Source organism: Colwellia aquaemaris, assembly GCF_057548755.1.
In genome coordinates this window covers 33,926-58,619 of sequence record NZ_BAAJLV010000010.1, presented here as the reverse complement: position 1 = coordinate 58,619, position 24,694 = coordinate 33,926, and the positions used below count along the sequence as shown (strand labels likewise).

Here is a 24,694-nt window from a genome sequence, read left to right as displayed (position 1 = left end):
AATTGAGAAAAAGATGAAATTTTATAAATTAGTGTCTATTTTACCTTTATTCACGTTAATAGCATGTGAACAAGGGCCAAATTTTGCTGAATTGTGCGACAAACACGTCGAGATATGCGAAGAGTTTCAAGAAGATACTTGGTGCAAACGAGAACGCATTGCTGTTGGTTTTGCCAATTTAGACCATAAGCTCGAAGCGAATGACAGTAACAAATTTCAGCAATTGATTGCATATGAGGGCTACGAAAAATGTATGGCACATGCGTCTAAAATTGAACATATTAAATTAAAAGTAAAAAAAACCATTCGAATTAATAACGTATTAAAAGCACGTAAAAAAATAAAAGAACTTTCGCTTGCCACGCAAAATTCAGAACACCCTGATTTATTATTTTTTCATTGGTCACGTTATTTAAATGAAGACTCTTTAAACAAATTTATTGCCTTAGAAGGTAATGAGTTACTAGAAAAAGCTAACAGACAAGTAAATTTAGCTAGCTATTACGCAAAAAGAGACCCTAATAAAACCTTAAAGTTGTTATATCATGCCCTTGAATTAACACCTTCAGGCACCGCGATAGATACTGAAATTTTTAAATCAATTGCTAGTATATTTGCCGAGAAAACTGAATATAAACAAGTGTATATTTGGTCTAAAATATTGCTACTCTATGATCCAAGTGATGAAAGTATTAACGAAGCAACGCTACAAAGCTATATTAAAGGATACGGCTTAGATGCTGAATTTTTGGATAGAGTGGCGAATAATACCTTAGATAAAATCACCTCAAATACTTTTGTTTCACCACATACCTAGCCAACTAAATTTAGCTAAAACACTTAGTACTAAAAAGGCAGCTTAAGCTGCCCTTTTTAAACCAATATGTAAATACTACATTGCTAGGCTTGGCTATCCTATTTCATTAATTTCTCGATTTGGACTAGACCAAGAAACGTGATATTTCTTCCCTGCTGGTTTATCAACACGTTCAAAGGTATGTGCCCCAAAGAAGTCCCTTTGCCCCTGTAACAAGTTCGCTGGCAAAACCTCGCAACGCATAGAGTCATAATAAGACAGCGCTGACGATATAGCGCCGGTTGGAATGCCCATTAGGGCAGAGTTTGCTACTGCTTTACGCCAATTTAATTGATGCTTACATAATTGTTCAGCAAAAAATTCATCAAGCAAGAGATTGTCTAGTTCTGGATTACGCTCAAAGGCTTGTGTAATTGACTGAAGAAATACTGCACGGATAATACAACCAGCACGCCAAATCTTAGCAATACTAGCAAAATCAAGTTGCCAATTATGTTCTTTCTCAGCTAATTTCATTAATTGAAAACCTTGTGCGTAGGCACAAATTTTTGCGCAATAAATAGCGTCATGAAGTTGCTCTATAAATTCAGCTTTTTCTTGGTCAGTGTGATCGTGCGCAACAGGGCCAGATAATACACCTGCCGCTTGCACACGTAAGTTTTTAAATGATGAAATCGAGCGCGCATACACAGCTTGTGCAATTGTTGGCGCTGGGGTGCCTAGTTCTAAACTGCTCATGGCCGTCCATAAACCTGTGCCCTTTTGCCCCGCTTTATCTAAAATTAAATCAACAAGGGGCGTATTTTCTTCAGCCACTTGCTGACGTAATACCTCAACTGAAATTTCCATAAGATAACTATCTAATGGACCTTTATTCCATTGCTCAAAAATATCTGCAATATCTGCACTTGTTAAACCTAAACCATCACGTAACATTTGATAGGCTTCACAAATAATTTGCATATCAGCGTATTCAATACCGTTATGTACCATTTTAACGTAATGACCAGCACCCGCAGGGCCAATATAAGCAGCACACGGTTCACCTTGGTTCACAACTTCGCCAGGTTTTGTACGTTCAATTGGTTTGCCGGTTTCGCCATCAACTTTCGCAGCAATCGCTTGCCAAATAGGTTTGATACGTGTCCACGCATATGGTGAACCACTCGGCATTAGCGCAGGTCCGAATCGAGCCCCTACTTCACCACCTGAAACCGCTGACGAGAATAGAATAAAATTGTTTTTATATTGCTTTTCTCTTGCAACGGTATCTACCCACAAGCTGTTACCGGTATCGATAACAATATCGTCTGGTTGAATACCAGCGCCAATTAAATTTTCACACACTTGATCAACAGGCGCGCCAGCAGGAACTGACAACACGATCAAATGAGGAGGTTTTAAACAAGACAACAATTCCGTATATGAAGAACAGCCAATAACACGAGCTGTTGATAAACCACTTTCTGCTTTGTCTTGTGCAATAGCATCTTCCACTTTGGCGTTATCTAGGTCAAAGGCAGCAATGCTAAAACCATTATCAGCCAAGTTTAGCACTAGGTTTTTTCCCATTACACCTAAGCCAATAAAACCAATGTCACATAAGTTATTGTTCTGTGTCATAAAAGATCCACATAAAAGAAAGGTAAATGCACTAATTCATGGTTAATTTTACTGAATACGTGCCTAATTAAAATGTCATTATCACAACATTTTATCACTAATGATTTTAATTGCCGATATTTTAGTAACAATACGCAATAAAACAAGCGTTAAATCAATATTTATTCTCTTATGTTGATTTATTACTTGTAATTTACGAAAAATGATGTAATTTTACTACATAATTTTATAAGAGGTTTGATTATGACAATTAGAGTAGGAATTAACGGTTTTGGTCGTATCGGCCGATTCGTATTTAGAGAAGCATTCGCAAGAGCAGATGTAGAAGTAGTCGCTATTAATGATCTTATTGATGTTGATTACATTGCGTATATGCTTAAGTATGACTCTACTCATGGTCGTTTTGATGGCTCTGTTGAAGTCTCTGATGGCCATTTGCTTGTTAACGGCAAGCATGTACGTGTAACGGCAGAACGTGACCCACTTAACTTAAAATGGAACGAAGCGGAAGTTGACGTTGTGGTTGAGTCAACAGGCTTGTTTTTAACTGACGAAATGGCGCGTAAACATATTACCGCTGGTGCGAAAAAAGTAGTACTTTCAGCCCCTTCTAAAGATGACACGCCAATGTTTGTTATAGGCGTTAATCACACTGAGTATGCTGGGCAAGACATTGTATCTAACGCTTCATGTACCACCAATTGTTTAGCACCGGTTGCAAAAGTATTAAACGACAATTGGGGCATTAAAGACGGTTTAATGACCACAGTTCACGCCACTACAGCAACACAAAAAACGGTAGATAGCCCTTCAGCTAAAGACTGGCGCGGTGGTCGTGGTGCGGGGCAAAACATTATCCCATCATCAACAGGCGCAGCTAAAGCGGTAGGTAAAGTAATTCCAGCCTTAAACGGTAAATTAACCGGTATGGCGTTTCGTGTTCCAACACCAAACGTTTCTGTAGTTGACTTAACAGTGAATTTAGAAAAGCCAGCAAGTTATCAAGAAATTTGTGAAGCAATGAAAGTCGCGGCTCAAGGTGAACTATCAGGCATTTTAGGTTATACAGAAGATGCTGTTGTTTCAAATGACTTTATTGGTGAACGTTGTACCTCGGTATTTGATGCCACGGCCGGTATCGCATTAACCGATTCATTTGTAAAAGTTGTATCTTGGTACGACAATGAAATTGGTTATTCAAATAAAATACTTGATTTAGCAAGCTATATTTCTACCCAGTAACTTATAGTTACGTATAAAATCGCCGACAAAAAGCCAGATTCATTTCTGGCTTTTTCTTATCTACGCCAAAATAAACCCGCCAAGCAAAATTTTATCGCTATTGAATTTCAAAAGTTACATTTTTGATGAGATTATGAAAGTAAGCTACATTAGGCTTTGTTTAAATTACCCAGCGAAGTATAAATTCATTCAGCACATCATAAGTAAAATATTGTTTCACAACGTTATTCCTGACCTTAAAAATCAAGCATAAAAAAACCAAGCACAAGCTTGGTTTATAATCGTTTAGCAAACACGTTAAACAGGTTTAATTTACATGCGTTAATACTTGTTTAGCTAAACGGGTAATTTCCTGCCAATTAGCATTATTAACAATTTCATCTGACACTAACCAAGAGCCACCACAACACGCAACATTTGGCAGCGCAAGGTAATCACGAACATTATTTAAATTAATGCCCCCTGTTGGACAGAATTTAATATCTGGAAATGGTCCACCTATCGATTGAATTGCTTTTACACCACCAGATGCTTCTGCTGGGAAAAATTTCAAATGATCGTAGCCAGAGTCAATACCATCCATTAATTCAGAAATTGAAGAAATTCCAGGGATCAAGGCAGTATTCCCCTCTTTTCCGGCTTGTAACAAATCTTGTGTTAAGCCAGGGCTAATGGCAAATTTTGCCCCAGCATCTGAAGAGCGTTGCAGTAATTCGCGATTAGTTACTGTTCCTGCACCAACAACAGCCTCAGGTAAATGTTTGGCGATGGTGCTGATCACATCCAATGCTGCTGGGGTACGTAAAGTAACTTCTAACACCTTGATGTCTGCTGCTAATAAAGCTTCTGCAATCGGTAAAGCGTCTTTAACATCTTTGATCACTAGCACAGGTACAATCGGCCCCATGGCAAATAGATCACTTGGCTGAACTTGCCAATTATTTGATAACGTCATAATTCCTCTTAATACTCTTTAGTGCTAGTTGCAATATTTTCTGTGGCTGCTATTTGTCTTAGGTAAGCTGAAGCACCTAATAACCCTGGCTGCTCTTCAGTAACGACGAATGTCGCCATAGGTTGATTAAAGCTTGACATACGCCCTTTAGCTTCAAATCTTGATCTAAAGTCACTGCTTTGAAAATAATTAATAAAACGTGGCACAATACCACCAGCAATATAAACGCCACCATAACTGCCAAGCGTTAATGCCAAGTTACCGGCAAAACTGCCGAGAACACGGCAAAATTGGGCTAAAGTCTCTACACATAAGTCACATGAATTAGCTAATGCCAAGGTGGTAATTTCTTTGGCTGGTAACTGTTCAGCTTTACCGTTTTTAATAAACGTTAAGGCTTGATAAATTTGCTCTAAACCTAAACCTGATAACAATTGCTCGTAAGATACTCGGGCATATTTAGTTAATAAGAAGTTTAAAATTGCCATTTCTTGTTGATCGACAGGGGCAAAATCTACATGGCCGCCTTCACCACTTAAACTCATCCAACCTTGCTCTGTTGCTACTAAATTTGCAACCCCTAACCCCGTTCCTGGACCACAAATTGAAATTGGTTTACCAGCCAGAGTTTGACCTTCACCAATTTGAATTTTTTGCTGTTCACTAAGCTGTGGTATCGCATGGGCAATGGCAGTAAAGTCATTGATCAAAATAAGTTTATGTAACTGTAACTTAGCTTTTAGCGCCTGTTGAGAAAATTGCCAAGGCAAATTAGTCATAACAATTAAGTCATTTTCTACCGGGCAAGCAATGGCTAAACAGGCACTTATTTGGTTATTTTGTAAGTGATGTTTTTCGATAAAGTCAGTTAACACTTCCGCTAAACCGGCATAATCAGCGCAAGCATAAATTTCAATGGCTGAAATATCTCCTTGTTCACCAGCAATGGCTACACGCATATTTGTGCCACCAATATCGGCAATAATGTTCACTTGCTTATTTAACATAGCTACACCTCACCTACACTGTCATTATCAAATAGTGAACAAGCGCCCGTTTCAGCAGAGCTTAAGTTGCGGCGCATAAAGCCAAACAACTCACGCCCCATTCCTTGATGATGACCATTGACATTGAATTTAGCATTAGTACGAGCTGCTAATTCACTTTCATCAACCAGCAGTGTTAGAGCGCCACTTTCTCCGTCAACTAACACCATATCGCCGGTGTTAATTTTGGCAATTAAACCGCCGTCTAATGCTTCTGGACATAAATGAATTGCCGCAGGTACTTTACCTGACGCACCTGACATTCGACCATCAGTTACTAAAGCAACTTTAAAACCTTTATCTTGTAAAACGCCTAGTGGCGGTGTTAATTTATGCAGCTCTGGCATACCACGCGCTTTAGGGCCCTGAAAACGTACCACAGCCACAAAATCTTTTTCTAACTCTCCAGCTTGGAATGCAGCTTCGAGTTCATGTTGATCTTCAAAAACAACCGCCGGTGCTTTAATCACAAAGCTACCTTCACGTAATGATGATGTTTTTAATACAGACACACCTAAATTGCCTTTAAGAACTTTTAAACCACCATCAGTTTTAAATGGCGCTTGCGCGGTCGCAATAACTTCAGGATCACCAGACACTTTTGCGCCTTCAACCCATTTTAATTCGCCGTTTTCTAGTATTGGCTGCTGAGTATAACGGCTTAAGCCACGCCCACAAATGGTTTCAACATCTTCATGTACAAGTCCAGCATCAATTAACTCTTTGAACAATAACGCCATACCACCTGCTTGTTGGAAATGGTTTATATCGGCATGTCCGTTAGGGTAAATGCGTGTTAATAGCGGCACGGCATCTGATAAGTCATTAAAATCTTGGAAGTTAATAATGATGCCCGCAGCTTTTGCAAAGGCGATAATATGCATAGTTAAGTTTGTTGAGCCACCCGTTGCCAATAATGCAACAATGGCATTAACTATCGAGCGTTCATCAACCATTCTACCAACTGGCATATAATTACCAGATTGCTGTGTTAAACGAGTCACTTGACGCGCTGCGGCTTTGGTTAATTCTTCACGTAGTGGCGTATTTGGTGCAACAAATGACGCACCTGGTAAATGTAAGCCCATAACTTCAACAACTAGCTGGTTCGAATTTGCTGTACCAAAGAAGGTACACGTGCCAGCACTATGGTAAGAGGCAGATTCAGCTTCTAATAGTTTATCTTCACCGATTTCGCCTTTGGCAAACTGTTGACGAACCCGTGCTTTTTCTTTATTCGGAATACCTGACGGCATAGGCCCTGCCGGAACAAATACAGTAGGTAAGTGGCCAAAAGTCATACTGGCAATCATCAAACCTGGAACGATTTTATCGCAAATTCCCAGCATTAACGCACCGTCAAACATATTGTGTGATAAACCCACAGCGCTTGCCATGGCTATAACGTCACGGCTCATTAAGCTCAAATCCATTCCTGGTTGGCCTTGTGTTACGCCATCACACATGGCAGGTACACCACCAGCAAATTGGGCAACACCACCGGCTTCTTTAACAGCCGCTTTAATGATATCTGGATAGGTTTGATACGGCTGATGGGCAGACAGCATATCGTTGTACGCAGAGACAATCGCAACATCTGAGTGATTAACTCCACGTAAAGCTGCTTTGTCTTCTTTACCACAGGCGGCAAAGCCATGTGCTAAGTTGCCACATGACAAACTAGCACGATGAACTGTCGTTGATTTTTCTGCTTCAATCTTTGCTAAATAGGCTTTGCGACTGTCTTTACTTCGCTCAATGATCCGCTCGGTGATCTCTTTAATTTCTTGCTTCATAATTTACTCAGCCCAATAAACTTGTGTGTTAATATCATCAGCATGTAAAAATGCTCTAATTGGCATTTCTTGGACGTTTTGCCCGGCAATAGCAGTTGCTAAAACTTGCTTCTTGCTGTTGCCGCTGATATGTAAAATAGTATTTTTACTTTGCGCTAATGCCGCAAAGCTAAAAGTTATACGTTGATGTGGTGCCGTTTTCGGAACAACTTTCATTAATGCAACATTGTCGCTAGATAAGCATTGCTCAATTTCATCACTACATGGAAATAATGACGCGGTATGACCATCTTCACCCATACCTAGTATTAAAACATCTAAAGGCAATAATTGCTGCTCAGCAGCAACATTTAAATCAGATAAGGTTTCAGGCGTTAATTCCTTACCCTGCTTTAAATGAAAAAATTTCGCTTTTAACGCTTCATTTTGCAATAAGTTTTCGTGCACTAACTTAGTATTACTATCGCTAGAGTCAATATCTACCCAGCGCTCGTCTGCTAAGGTAATAGTTATGGCATGCCAAGGTAGTGCCTTTTTTGATAAGGCCTTGAAAAAACCTTTTGGTGTAGAGCCCCCTGACACGGCGATGCTGGCTTTACCTTTCAGCTTTACGGCAGTTGCTAAAATATTAGCAACATTGTCAGCTAACGACTCATCAAGTAATTGACGTTGTTCAAATTCAGTTATCTGATACATTATTCCACCCATTGGCGATCGTCACGCGCGATTAAAGAAATTGAAGCAACAGGCCCCCAAGAACCCGCAGCATACGGTTTTGGCGCTTCATTTGTTGATTGCCAAGCTGAAATAATACCGTCAGCCCATTGCCATGCGGCTTCAACTTCATCACGACGCACGAATAGTGATTGGTTACCGTTAATCACTTCTAGCATAAGTCGTTCATATGCATCTACCACGCGCAAATTGTCATAGGCATCTGAAAAGCTCAAATCCAACTTGTTTTCGTGAATTTGCATTTGTGAAGCAATACCGGGAATTTTATTCATCATTTCTAATTCAACACCTTCATCAGGTTGAAGTCGAATGGTTAATTTATTTGATGGTAAATTAGCATAACTTTCGCTGAAAATGTTATGTGGCTGCTGTTTAAAATGGACCACAATTTCACTGTGTTTTTTCGGCATACGCTTACCGGTGCGCAAATAAAATGGCACGCCTGCCCAGCGCCAGTTGTCAATTTCTGCTTTAATAGCAACAAAGGTTTCGGTGCCACTTTGTTTATTAGCACCTTCTTCATTGGTATAACCTGGTACAGCAATGCCATTTAAATAGCCATCTGCATATTGGCCGCGTACGGTTTTTTCTTTCACATTTTGGCGAGTAATAGGTTTTAGCGCTTTAATTACCTTTAATTTTTCATCTCGTACACTGTCAGCGCTTAAGTCCGCCGGTGGCTCCATTGCCAATAATGATAGCACTTGCAATAAATGGTTTTGTACCATATCGCGCATTTGGCCTGCTTCATCATAAAAGCCCCAACGTCCTTCAATACCAACGCTTTCAGCGACGGTAATTTGCACATGATCAATACTGTTACGATCCCAGTTATTGGTAAATAGTGAGTTAGCAAAACGCAGTACTAATAAATTAAGTACCGTTTCTTTACCTAAGTAATGATCAATGCGATAAATTTGATTTTCATTAAAATAGCGAGAGACTTGATTATTAATGATTTTAGATGATTCTAAGCAGTGGCCAATAGGCTTTTCCATAACCACACGATCATGGTCATTTATCAATTTAACTGATTTTAAACCTTCACTAATATCGCCGTATATTGCGGGCGGCGTAGAAAAATAATAAACACGTGCAGATGATTTATTGGCTAGTGTTTGTGCTAAAGCGCTGTAGGATTTAATATCTTTGAAATCGAGTTGTTGATAAACCAAACGTGTTAAAAGTCTGGTAACAACATCTGAATCTAACGTTTCAGAGATAAAGCTAGTTAAGCCTTCTTTTATTTGCTCAGTAAATTGCTCCAGAGTTATGTCATTTCTGGCAACGCCGATAATGCGGGTATCTTGGCCTAATAGCCCCGCCACCTCTAATTGATATAAAGAAGGCAAAAGTTTACGGCGAGATAAATCGCCTAGGGCACCAAAAATAACAATTTCACTGGCTGCTTGGCAATCGATGTTATTCATATCTTATCTACTCAATTATATTTACTTAGTTTTAGTGTAACTAAACTACATTTATGGCTAATTTAGCTGCTATAGCGTCATCAGTAAAGCACTTTCTGTAATATTACTACATATTTTGTGTTTTATTTAAATTCAGCGACTACAGGCAGACTTTATGATAAAAAAGTATTAAAGATTTGCAAATTTCTGCCCTTTTGTTTTATATTAGCGTAAAATATGAAATAAATTTTCATGATTTCTGTTTTTATCGCGAAAATAAATTACAGCAATGTTTGATTTGGTTAATATAAAGATCGACTAATCAACGTCCTAGGGCTTAAACGTAATGAATATATTAGAAAAGATCGCCAACGAATTGGATACCTTCAGTAAATCTGAGCGTAAGGTGGCAGAGGTTATATTATCATCACCAAGTACGGTTATTCATGCCAGTATTGCCGCTTTAGCTAAGCAGGCAAACATTAGCGAGCCAACGGTAAACCGCTTTTGTCGACGCTTAGACACTAAAGGCTACCCTGACTTTAAATTACACCTAGCGCAAAGTTTGGCCAATGGCACCCCTTATGTGAATCGACACGTAGATGAAAATGATTCTGCTGATGAATACACAGCAAAGATTTTTGAATCAACCATGGCTAATCTCGAATTAGCGCGTAAAAGTTTAGACACGTCAACAATCAACCGCTCGGTAGATTTGTTAACCCAAGCTAATAAAATTTCATTTTTTGGTTTAGGAGCTTCTGCTGTTGTTGCCCACGATGCTCAAAATAAGTTTTTTCGCTTTAATGTACCTGTGGTTTATTTTGATGACATATTAATGCAACGTATGAGTGCTATAAATAGTCAACAAGGCGATGTAGTTGTGGTGATTTCTCATACTGGCAGAACAAAATCACTTGTTGATGTAGCCAGTTTAGCCCGCGAAAATGACGCCACGGTGATCGGTATTACTACGGCCGGCACACCACTGGCAAAGGAATGTAACATAGTGCTTTCTGTCGATGTTGCAGAAGACACTGACTTATATATGCCAATGGCTTCACGTATTGCGCAGCTAACATTAATTGATATTTTGGCGACCGGTTTTACCCTACGCCGCGGCACTAAATTTAGAGATAACCTGAAGAAAGTGAAAGACAGCTTACGCAGTTCTCGCTTTGAACGTAAAGATTAATACTATGAATTGGCAATATACATATTGTTAATTGATAACGAATACCCTAAAAAATTGAACACATTTAAGGATTACAATGCCTAGAAGAACGAAAATTGTCGCCACCTTAGGGCCGGCAACTGAAGACAGAGCCGTATTAAAAAAAGTGCTAGCAGCAGGCGTAAACGTTGTTAGATTAAATTTCTCTCATGGTAATCCTCAAGATCATATTGACCGCGCTACAACCGTACGCGAACTTGCGCAAGAGCTTGGCATTTATGTTGGTATTTTAGGTGATTTACAAGGACCTAAAATTCGTGTTTCTACCTTTAAAAATGGCCCAATTAAACTTGCTGTTGGTGACAAATTCGAACTTGATGCAAATTTAGCAAAAGGTGAAGGTTGCCAAGAAAAAGTGGGTATTGATTATAAAAAATTACCGCAAGATGTTGAAACGGGTGACATATTATTACTTGATGATGGCCGCGTGCAATTACGTGTATTAGAAACCAAAGGCCAATCAGTTTTCACCGAGGTTACCGTTGGCGGACCATTATCAAATAATAAAGGTATAAATCGTCAAGGCGGAGGCTTAACAGCACCTGCCCTTACCGACAAAGACAAAGAAGATATTAAACTGGCAGCAAAAATTAATGTCGACTTCCTTGCGGTATCTTTCCCACGAGATGCTGCTGATATGCGTGAAGCTCGTTTATTAGCACAAGAAGCAGGTTGTGATGCACGTTTAGTGTCAAAAATTGAACGTGCCGAGGCTGTTAACGATGCCAAAGTACTTGACGACATAATTCTTGCGTCAGATGTTGTTATGGTTGCCCGAGGTGATTTAGGTGTTGAAATTGGTGATGCTGCCCTTGTTGGTAAGCAAAAGCACATTATTGCACGTAGTCGCCAGCTTAACCGTGTAGTCATTACCGCAACACAAATGATGGAAACCATGATCGAGCAACCAATGCCGACACGTGCTGAAGTGATGGATGTTGCAAACGCAGTATTAGATGGCACGGATGCGGTAATGCTTTCAGCTGAAACAGCCGCAGGTAAATATCCAGTAGAAACGGTTACCGCAATGGCCGGTGTTTGTTTAGGTGCAGAGCAACAAAGCTCAGTAACCACATCAAAACATCGTGTTGAAATGACATTTGCAGAAGTTTCTGAAACTATCGCAATGTCAGCCATGTATGCAGCAAACCATTTAGATGGTGTTAAAGCTATTATTGCCTTAACTGAGTCAGGCCATACCAGCAAAATTATGTCTCGTATTTCTTCTGGCTTGCCAATTTATTCGCTTTCACGCCACACCAAAACCTTAACAAAAACGGCAATTTATCGTGGTGTTTACCCTGTTTCATTCGACTCAACCAACAGTGATAACGCTGAAGCTATGGCAGAAGATGTGTTAGCCGCCGTAGCTAAAGATTCAGAATTAGCTATTGGTGATAAAGTGATGCTAACCCATGGTGACTTAATGGAAACTGTTGGTGCGACTAATACCTTAAAAGTACTAACTTTAGCGAAAAAGCATTTTGCTTAACCTTCTCAAATAATAAGCATTAAAAAAGGTAGCTAAAAGCTACCTTTTTTCTTATCTAACAAAGCCAAGTTAATACTCTTAACGCTTGCCATGTATATTTTTTGCAAAACCTTTTAAATATCGTCCTTTGCTAGATAATCTAGGTCTCCAATAAGTTTATTAAGCCTTTTGTTTATCCGCTTGCGCTGTTTATCACTCGCGTTAGTTGCCATATAAACGAAAATTTGTGCAAAAACCTGATTGTTATGACGGGTAATGGCATTAAACTCTTCACTACGTAAACTACGGCCATTAACAAATAAGCGGTAAAACTCAAATTTAAATTGATGTTCTGGGAGTTTACCATTGAGCAGCTCTGAAAATTGACTTGTCCACTGCAAACGATAATTTATCCAGGGCTCAAATGAACGTTTGTAGTCTTGACTCATAATAGTCACTTGAGCTTTCTGCGCTTTACTTAACTTACCAAACCATTCTTTAAGCTGCTCTTGTTGCTCTTGAGCATTTTCTTCATGCCACTCTTCATCCGAAAGATCTTCATAATCGTCCAAACGTTCTTGATTACTTTCGTTTAGTGCCCGCAATAATTGCTGCTTTTGCTGGTCATTAAAACTAAAAACCAAAGGTTGTAACTTAGGCTCAACCGCATGTAAAAAATTTTGCCAATGTTCGAGAAAATCATCTAAAGCTTGGTTAACTTGTTGTTCGTCAATCCCATTGTTAATAGCTTGCTTTAGTGTTTTAAGTTGCTCACTGTATATAGGTAATTGCGTTCTGCGGTGCCATAAGTGTAGCTGCTCAAACTCCTCATCAAATATCTGTTGTTGCTGTTTATTTAATTCAACATAATCATCTAAATACCAGTTGGTCCACCAATCTAAGTGGTTGTAAACAAATCGAAAACTACAGCCCGATACTAACACCGCGAGCAACATCCATATGCTTAATTGTTTTATTTTTATCATTGTGTGCTTTCCATACTATTTTCCTGTTTAGAATACGCTGAACCTTGAGTTACTTTTATAGTTTTGATTTACATTAAATTAAGCAAAAGTTAATGCAAAATAATTTCACCTTATAAGCATTGACTGCTAATTTAGAAAAATGTTCCAAAAAGCTTTTCGATATCATTGGAGTAGGCTATGCACAACCAAGATATAACAAACTTAAAAAAAATTGCCATTTTAACCAGTGGTGGTGACGCACCAGGAATGAATGCTGCTATTCGTGCAACAGTTATCGCAGCGCAACACTATAAAGTTGACGTTATTGGTTTTATTGCTGGTTTTAATGGCTTGCTTGACGATATATCAACACCGTTAATTACTCAAAAGGTAGCAAATATAATTCATAAAGGCGGCACTATTTTAAAAAGTGCTCGCTGTCCTGCAATGCAAACAGAGTTAGGTATAACACAAGCAGCCTCCACTTTAATGAAAAATAAAATTGATGCCTTAATTGTTGTTGGTGGCGATGGCTCTTTTACTGGTGCGCTCGCTCTTAGCGAGCACTGGTCAGGGCAAATTATCGGTATTCCTGGCACCATAGATAATGATATTGATGGCACTGACTTTACCATTGGCTTTTCCACTGCCATTAATACCGCGATAGAAGCTATTGACAAAATACGTGATACCGCCGAAGCCTTTGAACGTATTTTTATCGTTGAATTGATGGGAAGACATAGCGGCCATATTACGTTTAATGTTGGAATTGCTTGCGCTGCTGAACAGGTGATTTCATTTGAAAACTTCCAACTTGATTGCGACTCAGCAGCTAATGAGGCTAAAAAGCTCTCCTTACTTGCGAAAGAAATAAAGCAAGCACAAGCAAATCGCCATGCCAGTTATATCATAGTTATTGCAGAAAATTTGTGGCGTGGAGGCGCTGCAACGCTAGCGCAACAACTACAAGAAGTGGCTAATATTGATTGTACTGCCTGCATATTAGGACATATTCAACGCGGTGGCTCTCCTGTGGCAAAAGACAGAATATTAGCAACAAAGATGGGCGTTGCCGCAATTCAGGCCTTAATTGAGCAACAGTCAAATATCATGATCGGAGAATGCAACAATGGCATTGTTCATGTACCCCTAGTAGACGCTATTCAACATAAAGACCGTGTCAATAAAAGTTTAGTAGCAGCACAAGATAATATTTTAGCCCTTACCGCTCAGCAACAGTGCTAATGCAAATGATTTATAGACACTTGTTGCTGTTGAAAAAACTGTATTAAAAAATCAATCAACAAACGTAACTTTTTAGCGTTGGCGGCACCAGGAGGAAAAACTCCATAAACATTAATAGCTTGTAGTTGATAATCATCCAAAACTGATTGTAAGCGCCCCGCTTTAATTTTTGGCCAAGCATCATACGTTGGAATGCGCCCTAAACCTTGCCCACCCTCAACAAACGCAGTTCGGGCAGCAGCATTATTAGTCGCTATTTTCCCTTGCACTTCCACACTATAACTACGCCCTGCCTTTTCTAATACCAGTTTATTGCTGGTTAATTTGTATATTACCCAGCTATGCTCGGTTAATTCCTTTGGTTGCGTTGGTTTGCCATAGCGCTCAAAATAATCAGGAGAGCCACATAAACAGGTTTCCAAAACAGCTAACTTTCGCGCTTGTAAGCCAGAATCTGCTAATGGTGCGCCTCGAATAGCCAAATCAATGCCCTCTTTCACAATATTGACCACTTCATCAGTAAGCATCAAATCAAGCTCAATTTTAGGGTATAATTTTCTAAACTTATCCAGTGCCGGCACTATGGTATGCAAACCAACACTGACCGGGCAAGTAACCTTTAACAGCCCTTCTGGTTCATTTTTAACATTTTCAATTTGTTGATTCGCAGCACTGGCTTGTTGGGCAATAATACGACAACGCTGATAGTAATCTTCACCTGCGTGGGTTAACGCAAGAGAGCGAGTTGAGCGATTTAATAATCTTATCCCTAGCTGCTGCTCTAACTTTTTAATATGGTAGCTCACCACAGCTCTAGAAAGCCCGATATGCTTTGCTGCAGCACTAAAACTGCCTTGTTCGACAACATGGGAAAAAACCACCATACTTTTAAGCTGTTCAAATGAAATATCCACTTTCGTACCTGCCAAAATATTGTTTTAAATTAAATCGCACTTATTGTATCAATTATTGAAACAAAGTTATCAATATACTCATCATTGTATAGAAAGAATATAGGAATATAATTACCGCCATAAAATAAAGTCTGCCATCAGCAGGTTTTACCGCCCCTTATAGGAATATAAATATGAGTTCGAACACTAAGCATAATAAAAGCGTTTTAATGGTATTAACCTCTCACGATACATTAGGTGATACTGGTGAAAAAACAGGTTTCTGGCTAGAGGAATTCGCCGCGCCGTATTATCAGTTAATAGATGCGGGCTATTCAGTAACCTTAGCATCACCATTAGGCGGCCAACCACCGCTAGATCCTAAAAGTGCTAGCGATGATTTTCAAACCGAAGCCACTCGTCGTTTCGAACAAGATGAAACAAGCAAAAATGTTTTAGCTAGTACACACAAATTAAGTTTAATGAAAGCAAGTGATTATGCTGCTGTATTTTATCCTGGTGGGCATGGGCCGCTATGGGACTTAACTAGGGATCAAAACTCTATAGCCTTGATCACAGATTTTTTACAGCAAAACAAACCCGTAGCCGTTGTTTGCCACGCAACATCAGTATTACTTAATGTTAAAAATGAACAAGGCGACGCAGTTGTTAAAAATACGAAAGTTACAGGTTTTACTAATAGTGAAGAAGATGCCGTGCAGCTGACAGATGTTGTACCATTTTTACTTGAAGATGAGTTGATAAAGCAAGGGGCAAATTATCAAAAAGCTGAAGATTGGAGCTCATTTGTTGTAGCAGACGGCAACATTATTAGTGGCCAGAACCCTGCCAGTTCACTTGAAACGGCTAATTATTTGATCAAAAACTTAACTTAGTATCGAAAAATGAACCAAGCATACGCTCGCAGATCATAAATAAGCTGTTCATCAGTTCCAAATAAGCAATGATTTGCTAGATTTAAATAACATCACATACATTAGGTGTATAGCATGACTTTATCAGTAGACAACAGTACACAACTTTTACAGCAAAACCGCCAACAAAATCGTCAATTTACATTGGCTTCACGTCCTGTTGGCGCACCAACGGAAGAAAACTTTACTTTCACCACTAACAAGGTTCCAACACCAAAACAAGGTGAAGTGTTAATTCGCACCATTTATTTGTCGTTAGATCCCTACATGCGTGGTCGCATGAGTGACGCCAAGTCTTATGCCGAGCCTGTTGCTATCAATGAAGTTATGGTGGGCGGCGCTGTTTGCCGAGTTGAACAGTCATTTAACGACAATTATCAGGTTGGTGATTTAGTCGTTGCCTATACTGGCTGGCAAGACTACGCCGTATCTAATGGCGATGAGTTACTAAAGTTACCGAGAGAACTTACTTCTCCTTCTTACGCGCTTGGCGTATTAGGTATGCCTGGCTTAACAGCTTATATGGGACTTTTAGATATTGGTCAACCGAAAGCGGGTGAAACCGTTGTTGTCGCGGCTGCAAGTGGCGCGGTCGGTAGTTTAGTCGGTCAAATTGCTAAGTTACAAGGTTGTCATGTTGTTGGTGTTGCTGGCAGTGAAGAAAAATGTCGCTATGTTACAGAAACATTAGGTTTTGATGCCTGCATTAATCATAAAGACGCTAACTTAGCAGAGCAACTTGCCCAGCACTGTCCTAAGGGTATTGATGTTTATTTTGAAAATGTTGGTGGCGCGGTATTTGACGCCGTCATGCCATTACTTAATGCCAGCGCACGTGTGCCTTTATGTGGCTTAATATCTCAATATAACGCTATCGAGTTACCTTCAGGGCCTGACAGAATGTCACAATTAATGGGCTTATTATTGGTTAAGCGCATTAAAATGCAAGGTTTTATTGTTTTTGATGACTATGGTCATCGTTATAACGAATTTAGCCAGGCAATGGCACAATGGCTTGCACAAGGTAAAATTATTTTCCGTGAGGATAAGGTTCAAGGCTTAGAACAGGCAGCTAAAGCATTTATCGGTCTATTGCAGGGGGAAAACTTCGGCAAACTTGTTGTTGAGGTGGGACCGCTTGAATTAGCCGAATAATTTTCATTACTCGGTGCTAATATCAGAGGTAAAAAAAGGTAAACATTAGCTGTTTACCTTTTTATATTTCCAACATAACATTGATTTTTAGCACAGATAAAATTGCTTAAGCAACAACGGCCTTTTTCACTTTATCTTTATAACTACGACTAACTTTAAGCTCTTTGCCATTTGACATCACTAAATAGTATTCACCATTTAGCTGACTACAAAACTTATCAATATAATGTTTATTGACTATGGTCGAACGGTGACTGCGTAAAAACTGTTTAGGATCTAAAATTTCTTCTAGCTGTTTCATAGTTTTACGTAAAATATGGGTATTATTTTCGGTATGAACACACATATAATCACCCGCAGCGTCAATCCATAAAATGTCTTTTACCGGCACCCGACTTACTTCGCCAGCATCCTTTATTGCTAAAACGTCTGAATAACTAGAAATACTGACTGGCTCATTGTTTTCTAGTTCTTGCAGAATTTTTTCACAATCGTTACCCGTAACATCGCTAACTAAGCGCACTAGTTTGGACTTATGAAGTGCATTTACTTCGCTACTTACATTTTGGCGAATCTTATCGAGTGTTTGTGCTAAACGTTGTTCATCAGCTGGCTTTAACAAGTAATCTTGCGCGTGTACTTCAAATGCTTGCATGGCATATTGATCAAAAGCCGTTACAAACACCACCATAGGTAGTGCTAATCCCTGCTCTATAATCGCTTCAACCACCTCAAAACCGTTTAAACCCGGCATTTGAATGTCTAAAAAAATTAGATCTGGTTGATAAGCTCTAACCGCTTCCAGCGCTTCACGGCCATTAGTACATTGAGCAATAATCTCAATATCTTTGTGTTCTTCCAGACGTACTGCTAGGCCCTTTCTTGCCAAGGGTTCGTCATCAACTATGATTGTAGAGAGCTTCTTGCTCATACTCGACTACCAATTTCGTAAGGAATTCGTATGCTGATTTTAACACCAGATGGTGTATTGTTGGCAACAACTAAAGAAAAATCATTCTGATACAGTGCTTGCAACCTTTCACGTGTGTTCGCTAAGCCTACGCCATTTTCTCTAAATAAGTTACCATTTTTAATTTCCGCACCTGGGCCATTATCAGATAGCTCAACCAATAAATCATTGCCAAATCTATGCACTGAAACATGAATATTGCCACCTGCCTCTTGTACAGCTATAGCGTATTTTATCGAGTTTTCAGCTAATGGCTGCAATACCATGCTAGGCACTAAGGCCAAATTACAATCTTCGGCAATATCAAAGCTCACTTGCAATCGTTCTTCAAAACGTACTTTTTCAATGTCTAAATAAAGCTTCAAGGCATGAAGTTCACTGTCGAGTGTGACACGCTTCATCGGATCTTTATCTAGTGAGTATCGCAGAAATTCACTAAGTTTGGTCACCATGCCATTGGCGGTTTTATTTTCTTGCACCAGTATAAGCGTGGAAATGGCATTTAGCGTGTTAAACAAAAAATGAGGATTAAGCTGATAACGCAACATTTTCAATTGCGCTTGATGCGCTACGGTATTGGCACGTAGAACATTTTGCTTTTCTTTTTGCAGCATTTGGTAGTATTTAGTACCAAAATATAAGCCACTCCAACTTAAAATAATAAAGAAAGATAGCAAACTATTTTTAGTGTAATACAAAATAAAGTCGGGACGATAACCGTGTTTGTAGATTTCCCAATAGTTAATGTTCTTAACAATTTGCCAAAGAACGCCGGTAAAATAGGACGTTAAAATTACCACTATTGCAATTTTTAAAGGGGTGAAATTCCATATACGACGATAGATGTATCTTAATGGAATTGTGAATAACCAGCCGGCATATGCATTTAGTAAAATGATCACTAAAAAAATATCACGTAAATCGTGAAGTAATGAACCTAGATAATGAACCAAGGCAAAACCACACCAGCCAGCAGTATGCACTAGCCAAAATAAGCGATTTCTATTTTCTATAAATTCTTTCCAATTCACACAATACGACCAATAAGTGAGGTTAGTTTAATTATGCGCTATGCTGGTCATTCACGCACTACCACTAATCGTAAGATTTCAGCGCCTTATCTCATTTCATCAATAACAATTTGTGTCTTAGGGTGTTGCTTTTTAAGTAAGGAAAACTGTTTTACAGCACGTTTTTGATAGCTGGCACTCTTATTTAACTGATAATAAGATAAATACCACAAACCATTGATTATTAAAGATAATGAGTAGTAACACGTAACCGTCAATATGTGTGAATCCATAGATGTTTGGGTATTACCTGCCAGATTGTCGACAATTTCATTACCATAAAATGACCTAGTATTAGCTGCTGTTGTCGTTTCAATATTCTTTTGTTTTTCTCTCTGCGATAAGGCCAAATTTTGTGCTAATTGCTGCTGATAATACAGTGAAGTTATTAACCTTATATGCTCTGCTTCGAATTCATTAACGGCCAATAGCATGGCAAGATCATATTCAATAGGTGCTATACAAGCACTGTCAAAATCAATTAATTTAAACGCAGTTTCATGGTTATTTTTGCCATTAACTAAATTCTTGCTAACAGCAATGGCATTAGTAAAGTTTGCGTCGCCATGGCAAAAAATATTTTGGCTATTAGTTACTTTTATTACATCAGTTAAGCGTGATTGTTCGTATGTGATAACAGTTTTTAATGCTTGATATGACGCCCTAGGAAGCTGAACCTTATTTAATAAATTAAAGAGCAAATCATTAATTGATAATTTTACTAGCCTGAACGATTTAACTTTAGTGCTTGATGTATAGTCGATACCGTGACATTGAGCTAATAGGTTTACCATAATGCCCATTTTGTCGTTTTGGCACATTAACGAGTCATCTAGTGAGTTGCCAGGTAGAAATTCATTAATGAGCCAATGTGCATCACTATAAAATATGTTCGCCGCTATACCCTGCTCACTTGCCAATATATTAGCCGCAAGCTCACCCTTGTTGTCGGCAATACATTTTGCTGCATAATAACGTCCTTGGTATTTAACTTGAAAGCAAGGTTGGCTAAGCCCTGCTTCAAATATTTTAATCTCGGTAACCGAGCACGATGCAAAGCATGGTAGTAATAACAAACGCTCAATTAAAGCGAATTCATTCTTATTAGGCTTTTTATTGATGCAAATGTCATTTGTCCCGATCTGCAAGCTTAAGATAGCTTTTGTATTAAATTGGCCAAACAATTACCTGCCCCTAAGCCACAACAGACGTGGTATCAGTAACTAGATTATTATTTTGCTGTTGATACATTTTACGCCATTGCCAATAACCATAAGCAGCAAGTATCACATAACATGCAAATAAGGCTGCGGTTGGCACCAGTGACTTTTCGATATAAAGATAGATAGAAACAAAATCAATAACGATAAAGTATAACCAGTTCTCAAGCACTTTTTGTGTAATTAAGTAGGTAGCAAATACTGCAAAAACTGTAGTGGCACTATCAAGATAAGGAAAATGTGTCGGCGTATAGGTTGCCATTAGCCAACCAAGAACCAGTGACAATAGCGATAATGCAATAATTGCTATGCTATGGCGTTGCAGCGACCATTGGCTATACGGTAACGCTTGATTATTAACCTTATCAGCTAAATTTTCATTACCGCCATCATCACAAGCCTTCGCCACATTTTTTTGCCAGCAATACCAGCCATATAAAGCCATGACTAGATAATAGAGTTGTAACGCACTGTCCATCCATAAATAAACATCGTAAAAAATAACAGTATATAAAATGGTACTTAATATTGCCGCTGGCCAGCACCAAATATTACCTTTTGCCGCCAATAACACATAAAGTAAGGAGGCTACTACAGCGATTAACTCTAACACTGGTAAAGTGGTAAAATATGTCACAATTTCAGAAGCAGCGCTGATAGAATTAGTCATTACGACTCCGCTTCAACAACAGAGCGATCACCACCGATAAATTTACAGACAAATACCGCCGCATTTAAGGTTTCATGTACGTGTTTTATTTCTGCCATCACATGTCTGGTGGCTAAGTCGTAATCACCAAAAACTTGCGTGCTCATACCGTTTGTCACAACATTTAACCCTTCAACTAAACGTAAACGTTTAATAAAAGCCCAAATTTCAGTTTTAAATTTTTCTTCTGCTAGTGGATATAAACTAATTTCAATTGAAATTTTCATGTTTTATTCTCTTATTAATATTAAAGGCAATATATAACACTTTGCGGCGATATATTGCCTTAAACCACTCAAAAAGTTGATTAAAAATTATAGTCTAAAGTAACACCAACTTGTCTTGGAGCGCCATAGCGTACGTACTTTTTCGCAGCCCAGCCTAAATCAGGTTCATTACCAAAGTAAAAACCGCGTGTAGCGACTTTTTCATCAGTTAAATTACGTGCCCAAAGTGATACTGACCAATCGGAAAATTCATAACCAATTTTGGCATTAAGTAGTTTTGAACTTGCAGACTTTTCATCATGACTATCAGAAAAATAGAACGCATCTTTGCCCGACCAATTAATATTAGCCACTAAGCCATCATCATTACGATAGGTAGCACCTAAGCTAAAAGTATATTTAGGCGCATGGGCGAGCTCTCTGCCTGAAATATCAATAGTAGCGCCATATTTATCTTTATAAGCATAATTATCATAGGTGGCATTTAGATAGCCTAGTGTTGTATCTATAGTTAGATTATTCGTCATTTGATAATTCAGCTCTAACTCCAAACCGTAGCTACTCGAGCTCGCTGCATTTGCCGTGTAAATTGTAAATTGTTGAGGTTTGTCAGGATTTTGCTGTGATGCGTTAACTTGCTGATCTTTCCTGTCCATGTAAAACACAGCTAAACGGCTAACCAAGTTGTTATCAAGTAAGCTAGATTTTAAGCCTAACTCATAGTTTACTAAGGTTTCTGTATCAAACTCTTTGTACTGAGCTAATTGCTCAGGTAAGCCCATGTTGAAACCACCAGCTTTGTACCCTCGAGCAATTCGCATATAAGCTGAATGTTCATTGTTAATTGCACGACTAAGTGCAATATGCCCACCCCACATAGTTTCAGAAGGATCAAAACTATCACCAGCACTATCAGAATAATCTGTTGTACGTTTTTCAACGCGCAAACCTACAGATAATTCATGTGCTTGTGGTAAAATGCTATCTAACTGTCCAAAAACAGCATAATTGTTTGCTGAGTATATTGAATCAAGAATTTCATCTGGCCAACCATTGTATAATGAATCTAAATCATTACTTTCACTTAAGCGACTAATATAAGTACCTAGTAACCAAGCCGTGGTATGGTCAAAAATTCGTGATGAATCATTCGAAGAAAGTCTAAATTCTTGTGACCAAACATCACGGTCGGCTTTTTTAGCCCATAAATAGCTGTACTCGCACGGTTCATTATTGGCTTCATCACCACAGTTTTTACTTGCCCAATAATCAGCATTTGCCCAGTCACCATCATAAGCGTGTTCATGCTTTGTTGTGGTATAACTGCTGATCGCCTCTAATTTAGCAAAAGATAAACCATCATAGCTGAACTTAAGCGCGCCGCCGTGAGATTTTTGGTTATCAACACCAGGATTATCGGTCAGGGTATTAAAACCGTTATTATCTAGTGTCCAGGCGTCAAAACCATTGTCGTTATCAGCAAAAATATAAGTAAAGTGTACAGTTAGATCTTCTGTTGCTGTGTAGTGAAGCTTAAACCTTCCTGAGAATTCATCAATACCGTTGGTATCGTCTTTACCTAAAAAGCTGTTGTCTCGGTAACCATTTTGTTGGTGTTGCTCTACTGATACGCGATAGCTTAAATCTTCTGAAATAGCCCCTGAACTGTAACCAGCTAAATTAATGAGGTCGTCATTACCTGCAGTGGCTTTAAAACCATGTTCAGAGGTTTGTGTCGCTTCATTAGACTTAACATAAACTAAACCTGCTAACGCATTAGCACCAAACCTAGCACCTTGTGGCCCTCTAAGCACTTCAACTTGTTGTACGTCGTACATTGACGCTGCCATACCTAAACCTGAAAGGTCAATATCGTCAACGATAAAACCAACTGATGAATTAGGCGCTCCGCGATATTCAGAGCGTTCACCAACGCCACGAATTTGCAGGTATTTAGGACGTGAAGTACCACCAGAAAAATTAAAGTTCGCTATATTTTGGATGACTTCTTCAAAGTGCTGAATAGCTTGGTCATTAATTTTTTGTTCGCCAATTACAGCGACGCTTGTTGGAACTTGAGCGAGTGACTTTTGATTAAAGCTTGAAGTAACTGTAATTGTTTCAATATCTTGGTTTTCATTAGCATTAGAGGTGCTAGCAAAAGATATTAAGTATGATGTTACTGCGATTGAAATGGCAGATTTAGAAATATTCATTATGATCTCATAAATTCTATTAAGAATACGTTATGGGATCCGGCATGGAGAAGTTAGAAAGCGGCTCGTTAACAATCTGTAAAATTATTATCAACCGCTAACATACGTTACACGGTAAAATTTAATTTTACAAAATGGTATGCGATTAGCGTAACCATTCCTACGCCGGTACTATCCGGTTCAGGTTCTAAGGGTTCGCTAAGTTATATTCACTAATAACAGCGCATCTCAGCCTTTGAAATCGTTGTCGATTTTAAGGCACCCCTTGGTTCGGTGTGCATACTAACAATATTTATTTAAAAGTACAGCGTAAAGCTTAAATTTACGCTGTATATATTAGAAATGTTGCTTATAAGGCAATAAAAGCTATTGCGCAGCCAGCATTCGCCCTAAAGGTTGCCCACCAACTAAGTGCATATGGATATGATAAACCTCTTGGCCACCATGTTGATTACAATTCATGATCAAACGATAACCGTCTTCGGCTATGCCCTCTTCTTTGGCCAATTTTCGCGCTACCGTGAACATACGACCAATGGTAAGTTCGTCTTCTTGCTCTATATGGTTAACCGTTGGAATAAGTTTATTCGGCACAATTAATATATGACTTTTAGCTTGCGGGGTAATATCACGAAAAGCAGTCACAAGCTCATCTTGAAAAAGTAATGGTGTTGGTATTTCTTGGCGAATAATTTTTGAAAATATGGTTTCTTCTGGGGAGTTTTGTTCAGCCATAACAATGTCATTATCTGGTAAAGTTT

General features: G+C 38.8%; 22 protein-coding genes and 1 riboswitch. Of the genes, 7 read left to right on the top strand and 15 right to left on the bottom strand.

The window, feature by feature from the left end:
- The first annotated feature begins 13 nt into the window (after window positions 1–13).
- The gene (locus tag AC27HL_RS18355) at window positions 14–817 is read left to right on the top strand and encodes a DUF2989 domain-containing protein (RefSeq protein WP_487082512.1); all 804 of its coding nucleotides are present in this window, start codon (window positions 14–16) and stop codon (window positions 815–817) included.
- 93 nt (window positions 818–910) lie between these two features.
- Here AC27HL_RS18355 and gndA read toward each other — a convergent pair whose 3' ends face one another.
- Window positions 911–2,440: an NADP-dependent phosphogluconate dehydrogenase gene (gene gndA / locus AC27HL_RS18350; protein WP_487082511.1), complete on the bottom strand. Its 1,530-nt coding sequence runs from the start codon at window positions 2,438–2,440 to the stop codon at window positions 911–913.
- 243 nt (window positions 2,441–2,683) lie between these two features.
- Here gndA and gap point away from each other — a divergent pair, with 243 nt between their 5' ends.
- On the top strand, window positions 2,684–3,682 hold the full coding sequence (gene gap, locus AC27HL_RS18345) for a type I glyceraldehyde-3-phosphate dehydrogenase (RefSeq protein ID WP_487082510.1): 999 nt from the start codon (window positions 2,684–2,686) through the stop codon (window positions 3,680–3,682).
- Window positions 3,683–3,989: 307 nt separating this feature from the next.
- On the opposite strand, the gene AC27HL_RS18340 is transcribed toward gap, so the two are convergent.
- From AC27HL_RS18340 to zwf, 5 genes are read right to left on the bottom strand one after another with little or no spacing between them, the layout of a single operon-like run.
- Window positions 3,990–4,637, bottom strand: coding sequence for a bifunctional 4-hydroxy-2-oxoglutarate aldolase/2-dehydro-3-deoxy-phosphogluconate aldolase (locus AC27HL_RS18340; RefSeq protein WP_487082509.1), 648 nt, complete (start codon window positions 4,635–4,637; stop codon window positions 3,990–3,992).
- 8 nt (window positions 4,638–4,645) lie between these two features.
- Complete coding sequence (locus tag AC27HL_RS18335; protein ID WP_487082508.1) at window positions 4,646–5,644, bottom strand: glucokinase; 999 nt, start codon at window positions 5,642–5,644, stop codon at window positions 4,646–4,648.
- 2 nt (window positions 5,645–5,646) lie between these two features.
- On the bottom strand, window positions 5,647–7,479 hold the full coding sequence (gene edd, locus AC27HL_RS18330) for a phosphogluconate dehydratase (protein WP_487082507.1): 1,833 nt from the start codon (window positions 7,477–7,479) through the stop codon (window positions 5,647–5,649).
- 3 nt (window positions 7,480–7,482) lie between these two features.
- Window positions 7,483–8,175 carry a 6-phosphogluconolactonase gene (gene pgl, locus AC27HL_RS18325; RefSeq protein WP_487082506.1) on the bottom strand — a complete coding sequence of 231 codons (693 nt, stop codon included), beginning with the start codon at window positions 8,173–8,175 and terminating at the stop codon, window positions 7,483–7,485.
- The gene (gene zwf / locus AC27HL_RS18320; protein ID WP_487082505.1) at window positions 8,175–9,644 is read right to left on the bottom strand and encodes a glucose-6-phosphate dehydrogenase; all 1,470 of its coding nucleotides are present in this window, start codon (window positions 9,642–9,644) and stop codon (window positions 8,175–8,177) included. Before zwf ends, pgl begins: the two co-directional genes overlap by 1 nt.
- Window positions 9,645–9,969: 325 nt before the next feature.
- Between zwf and AC27HL_RS18315 the strand changes: the two genes are divergently transcribed.
- On the top strand, window positions 9,970–10,818 hold the full coding sequence (locus AC27HL_RS18315) for a MurR/RpiR family transcriptional regulator (RefSeq protein ID WP_487082504.1): 849 nt from the start codon (window positions 9,970–9,972) through the stop codon (window positions 10,816–10,818).
- A gap of 76 nt (window positions 10,819–10,894) precedes the next feature.
- Window positions 10,895–12,349, top strand: coding sequence for a pyruvate kinase (pyk, locus tag AC27HL_RS18310; RefSeq protein WP_487082503.1), 1,455 nt, complete (start codon window positions 10,895–10,897; stop codon window positions 12,347–12,349).
- Window positions 12,350–12,462: 113 nt separating this feature from the next.
- Here pyk and AC27HL_RS18305 read toward each other — a convergent pair whose 3' ends face one another.
- Window positions 12,463–13,314 (bottom strand): DUF6279 family lipoprotein, encoded by an 852-nt coding sequence (locus tag AC27HL_RS18305; protein ID WP_487082502.1) that lies wholly within the window; start codon window positions 13,312–13,314, stop codon window positions 12,463–12,465.
- Between the two features lie 177 nt (window positions 13,315–13,491).
- Between AC27HL_RS18305 and AC27HL_RS18300 the strand changes: the two genes are divergently transcribed.
- A complete protein-coding gene (locus AC27HL_RS18300; RefSeq protein WP_487082501.1) occupies window positions 13,492–14,538 on the top strand; it encodes an ATP-dependent 6-phosphofructokinase in 1,047 nt (348 codons plus the stop codon).
- Here the strand turns inward: AC27HL_RS18300 and AC27HL_RS18295 are convergent.
- Window positions 14,535–15,452, bottom strand: a complete 918-nt coding sequence (locus AC27HL_RS18295; RefSeq protein ID WP_487082500.1) for a LysR substrate-binding domain-containing protein — start codon at window positions 15,450–15,452, stop codon at window positions 14,535–14,537. The genes AC27HL_RS18300 and AC27HL_RS18295 overlap by 4 nt on opposite strands.
- 173 nt (window positions 15,453–15,625) lie before the next feature.
- Here AC27HL_RS18295 and AC27HL_RS18290 point away from each other — a divergent pair, with 173 nt between their 5' ends.
- Window positions 15,626–16,327, top strand: a complete 702-nt coding sequence (locus tag AC27HL_RS18290; RefSeq protein WP_487082499.1) for a type 1 glutamine amidotransferase domain-containing protein — start codon at window positions 15,626–15,628, stop codon at window positions 16,325–16,327.
- A 114-nt stretch (window positions 16,328–16,441) separates the two neighbouring features.
- The gene (locus tag AC27HL_RS18285) at window positions 16,442–17,521 is read left to right on the top strand and encodes an NADP-dependent oxidoreductase (RefSeq protein WP_487082498.1); all 1,080 of its coding nucleotides are present in this window, start codon (window positions 16,442–16,444) and stop codon (window positions 17,519–17,521) included.
- 106 nt (window positions 17,522–17,627) lie between these two features.
- Here the strand turns inward: AC27HL_RS18285 and AC27HL_RS18280 are convergent, their stop codons facing one another.
- From AC27HL_RS18280 to AC27HL_RS18250, 7 genes are all read right to left on the bottom strand, one after another.
- A complete protein-coding gene (locus tag AC27HL_RS18280; protein WP_487082497.1) occupies window positions 17,628–18,452 on the bottom strand; it encodes a LytR/AlgR family response regulator transcription factor in 825 nt (274 codons plus the stop codon).
- Window positions 18,449–19,522 carry a sensor histidine kinase gene (locus tag AC27HL_RS18275; protein ID WP_487082496.1) on the bottom strand — a complete coding sequence of 358 codons (1,074 nt, stop codon included), beginning with the start codon at window positions 19,520–19,522 and terminating at the stop codon, window positions 18,449–18,451. Before AC27HL_RS18275 ends, AC27HL_RS18280 begins: the two co-directional genes overlap by 4 nt.
- Before the next feature lie 86 nt (window positions 19,523–19,608).
- Window positions 19,609–20,745, bottom strand: a complete 1,137-nt coding sequence (locus AC27HL_RS18270) for a phosphotransferase (protein WP_487082495.1) — start codon at window positions 20,743–20,745, stop codon at window positions 19,609–19,611.
- A gap of 10 nt (window positions 20,746–20,755) precedes the next feature.
- Complete coding sequence (pnuC, locus tag AC27HL_RS18265; protein WP_487082494.1) at window positions 20,756–21,451, bottom strand: nicotinamide riboside transporter PnuC; 696 nt, start codon at window positions 21,449–21,451, stop codon at window positions 20,756–20,758.
- Entirely contained in the window at window positions 21,451–21,717 is a 267-nt protein-coding gene (locus tag AC27HL_RS18260; RefSeq protein ID WP_487082493.1) for a hypothetical protein, read from the bottom strand. Before AC27HL_RS18260 ends, pnuC begins: the two co-directional genes overlap by 1 nt.
- Before the next feature lie 80 nt (window positions 21,718–21,797).
- The gene (locus AC27HL_RS18255) at window positions 21,798–23,933 is read right to left on the bottom strand and encodes a TonB-dependent receptor (protein ID WP_487082492.1); all 2,136 of its coding nucleotides are present in this window, start codon (window positions 23,931–23,933) and stop codon (window positions 21,798–21,800) included.
- 140 nt (window positions 23,934–24,073) lie between these two features.
- Window positions 24,074–24,209: riboswitch (TPP riboswitch) on the bottom strand.
- Between the two features lie 90 nt (window positions 24,210–24,299).
- On the bottom strand, window positions 24,300–24,668 hold the full coding sequence (locus tag AC27HL_RS18250) for an HIT domain-containing protein (protein ID WP_487082491.1): 369 nt from the start codon (window positions 24,666–24,668) through the stop codon (window positions 24,300–24,302).
- Window positions 24,669–24,694: the final 26 nt, after the last annotated feature.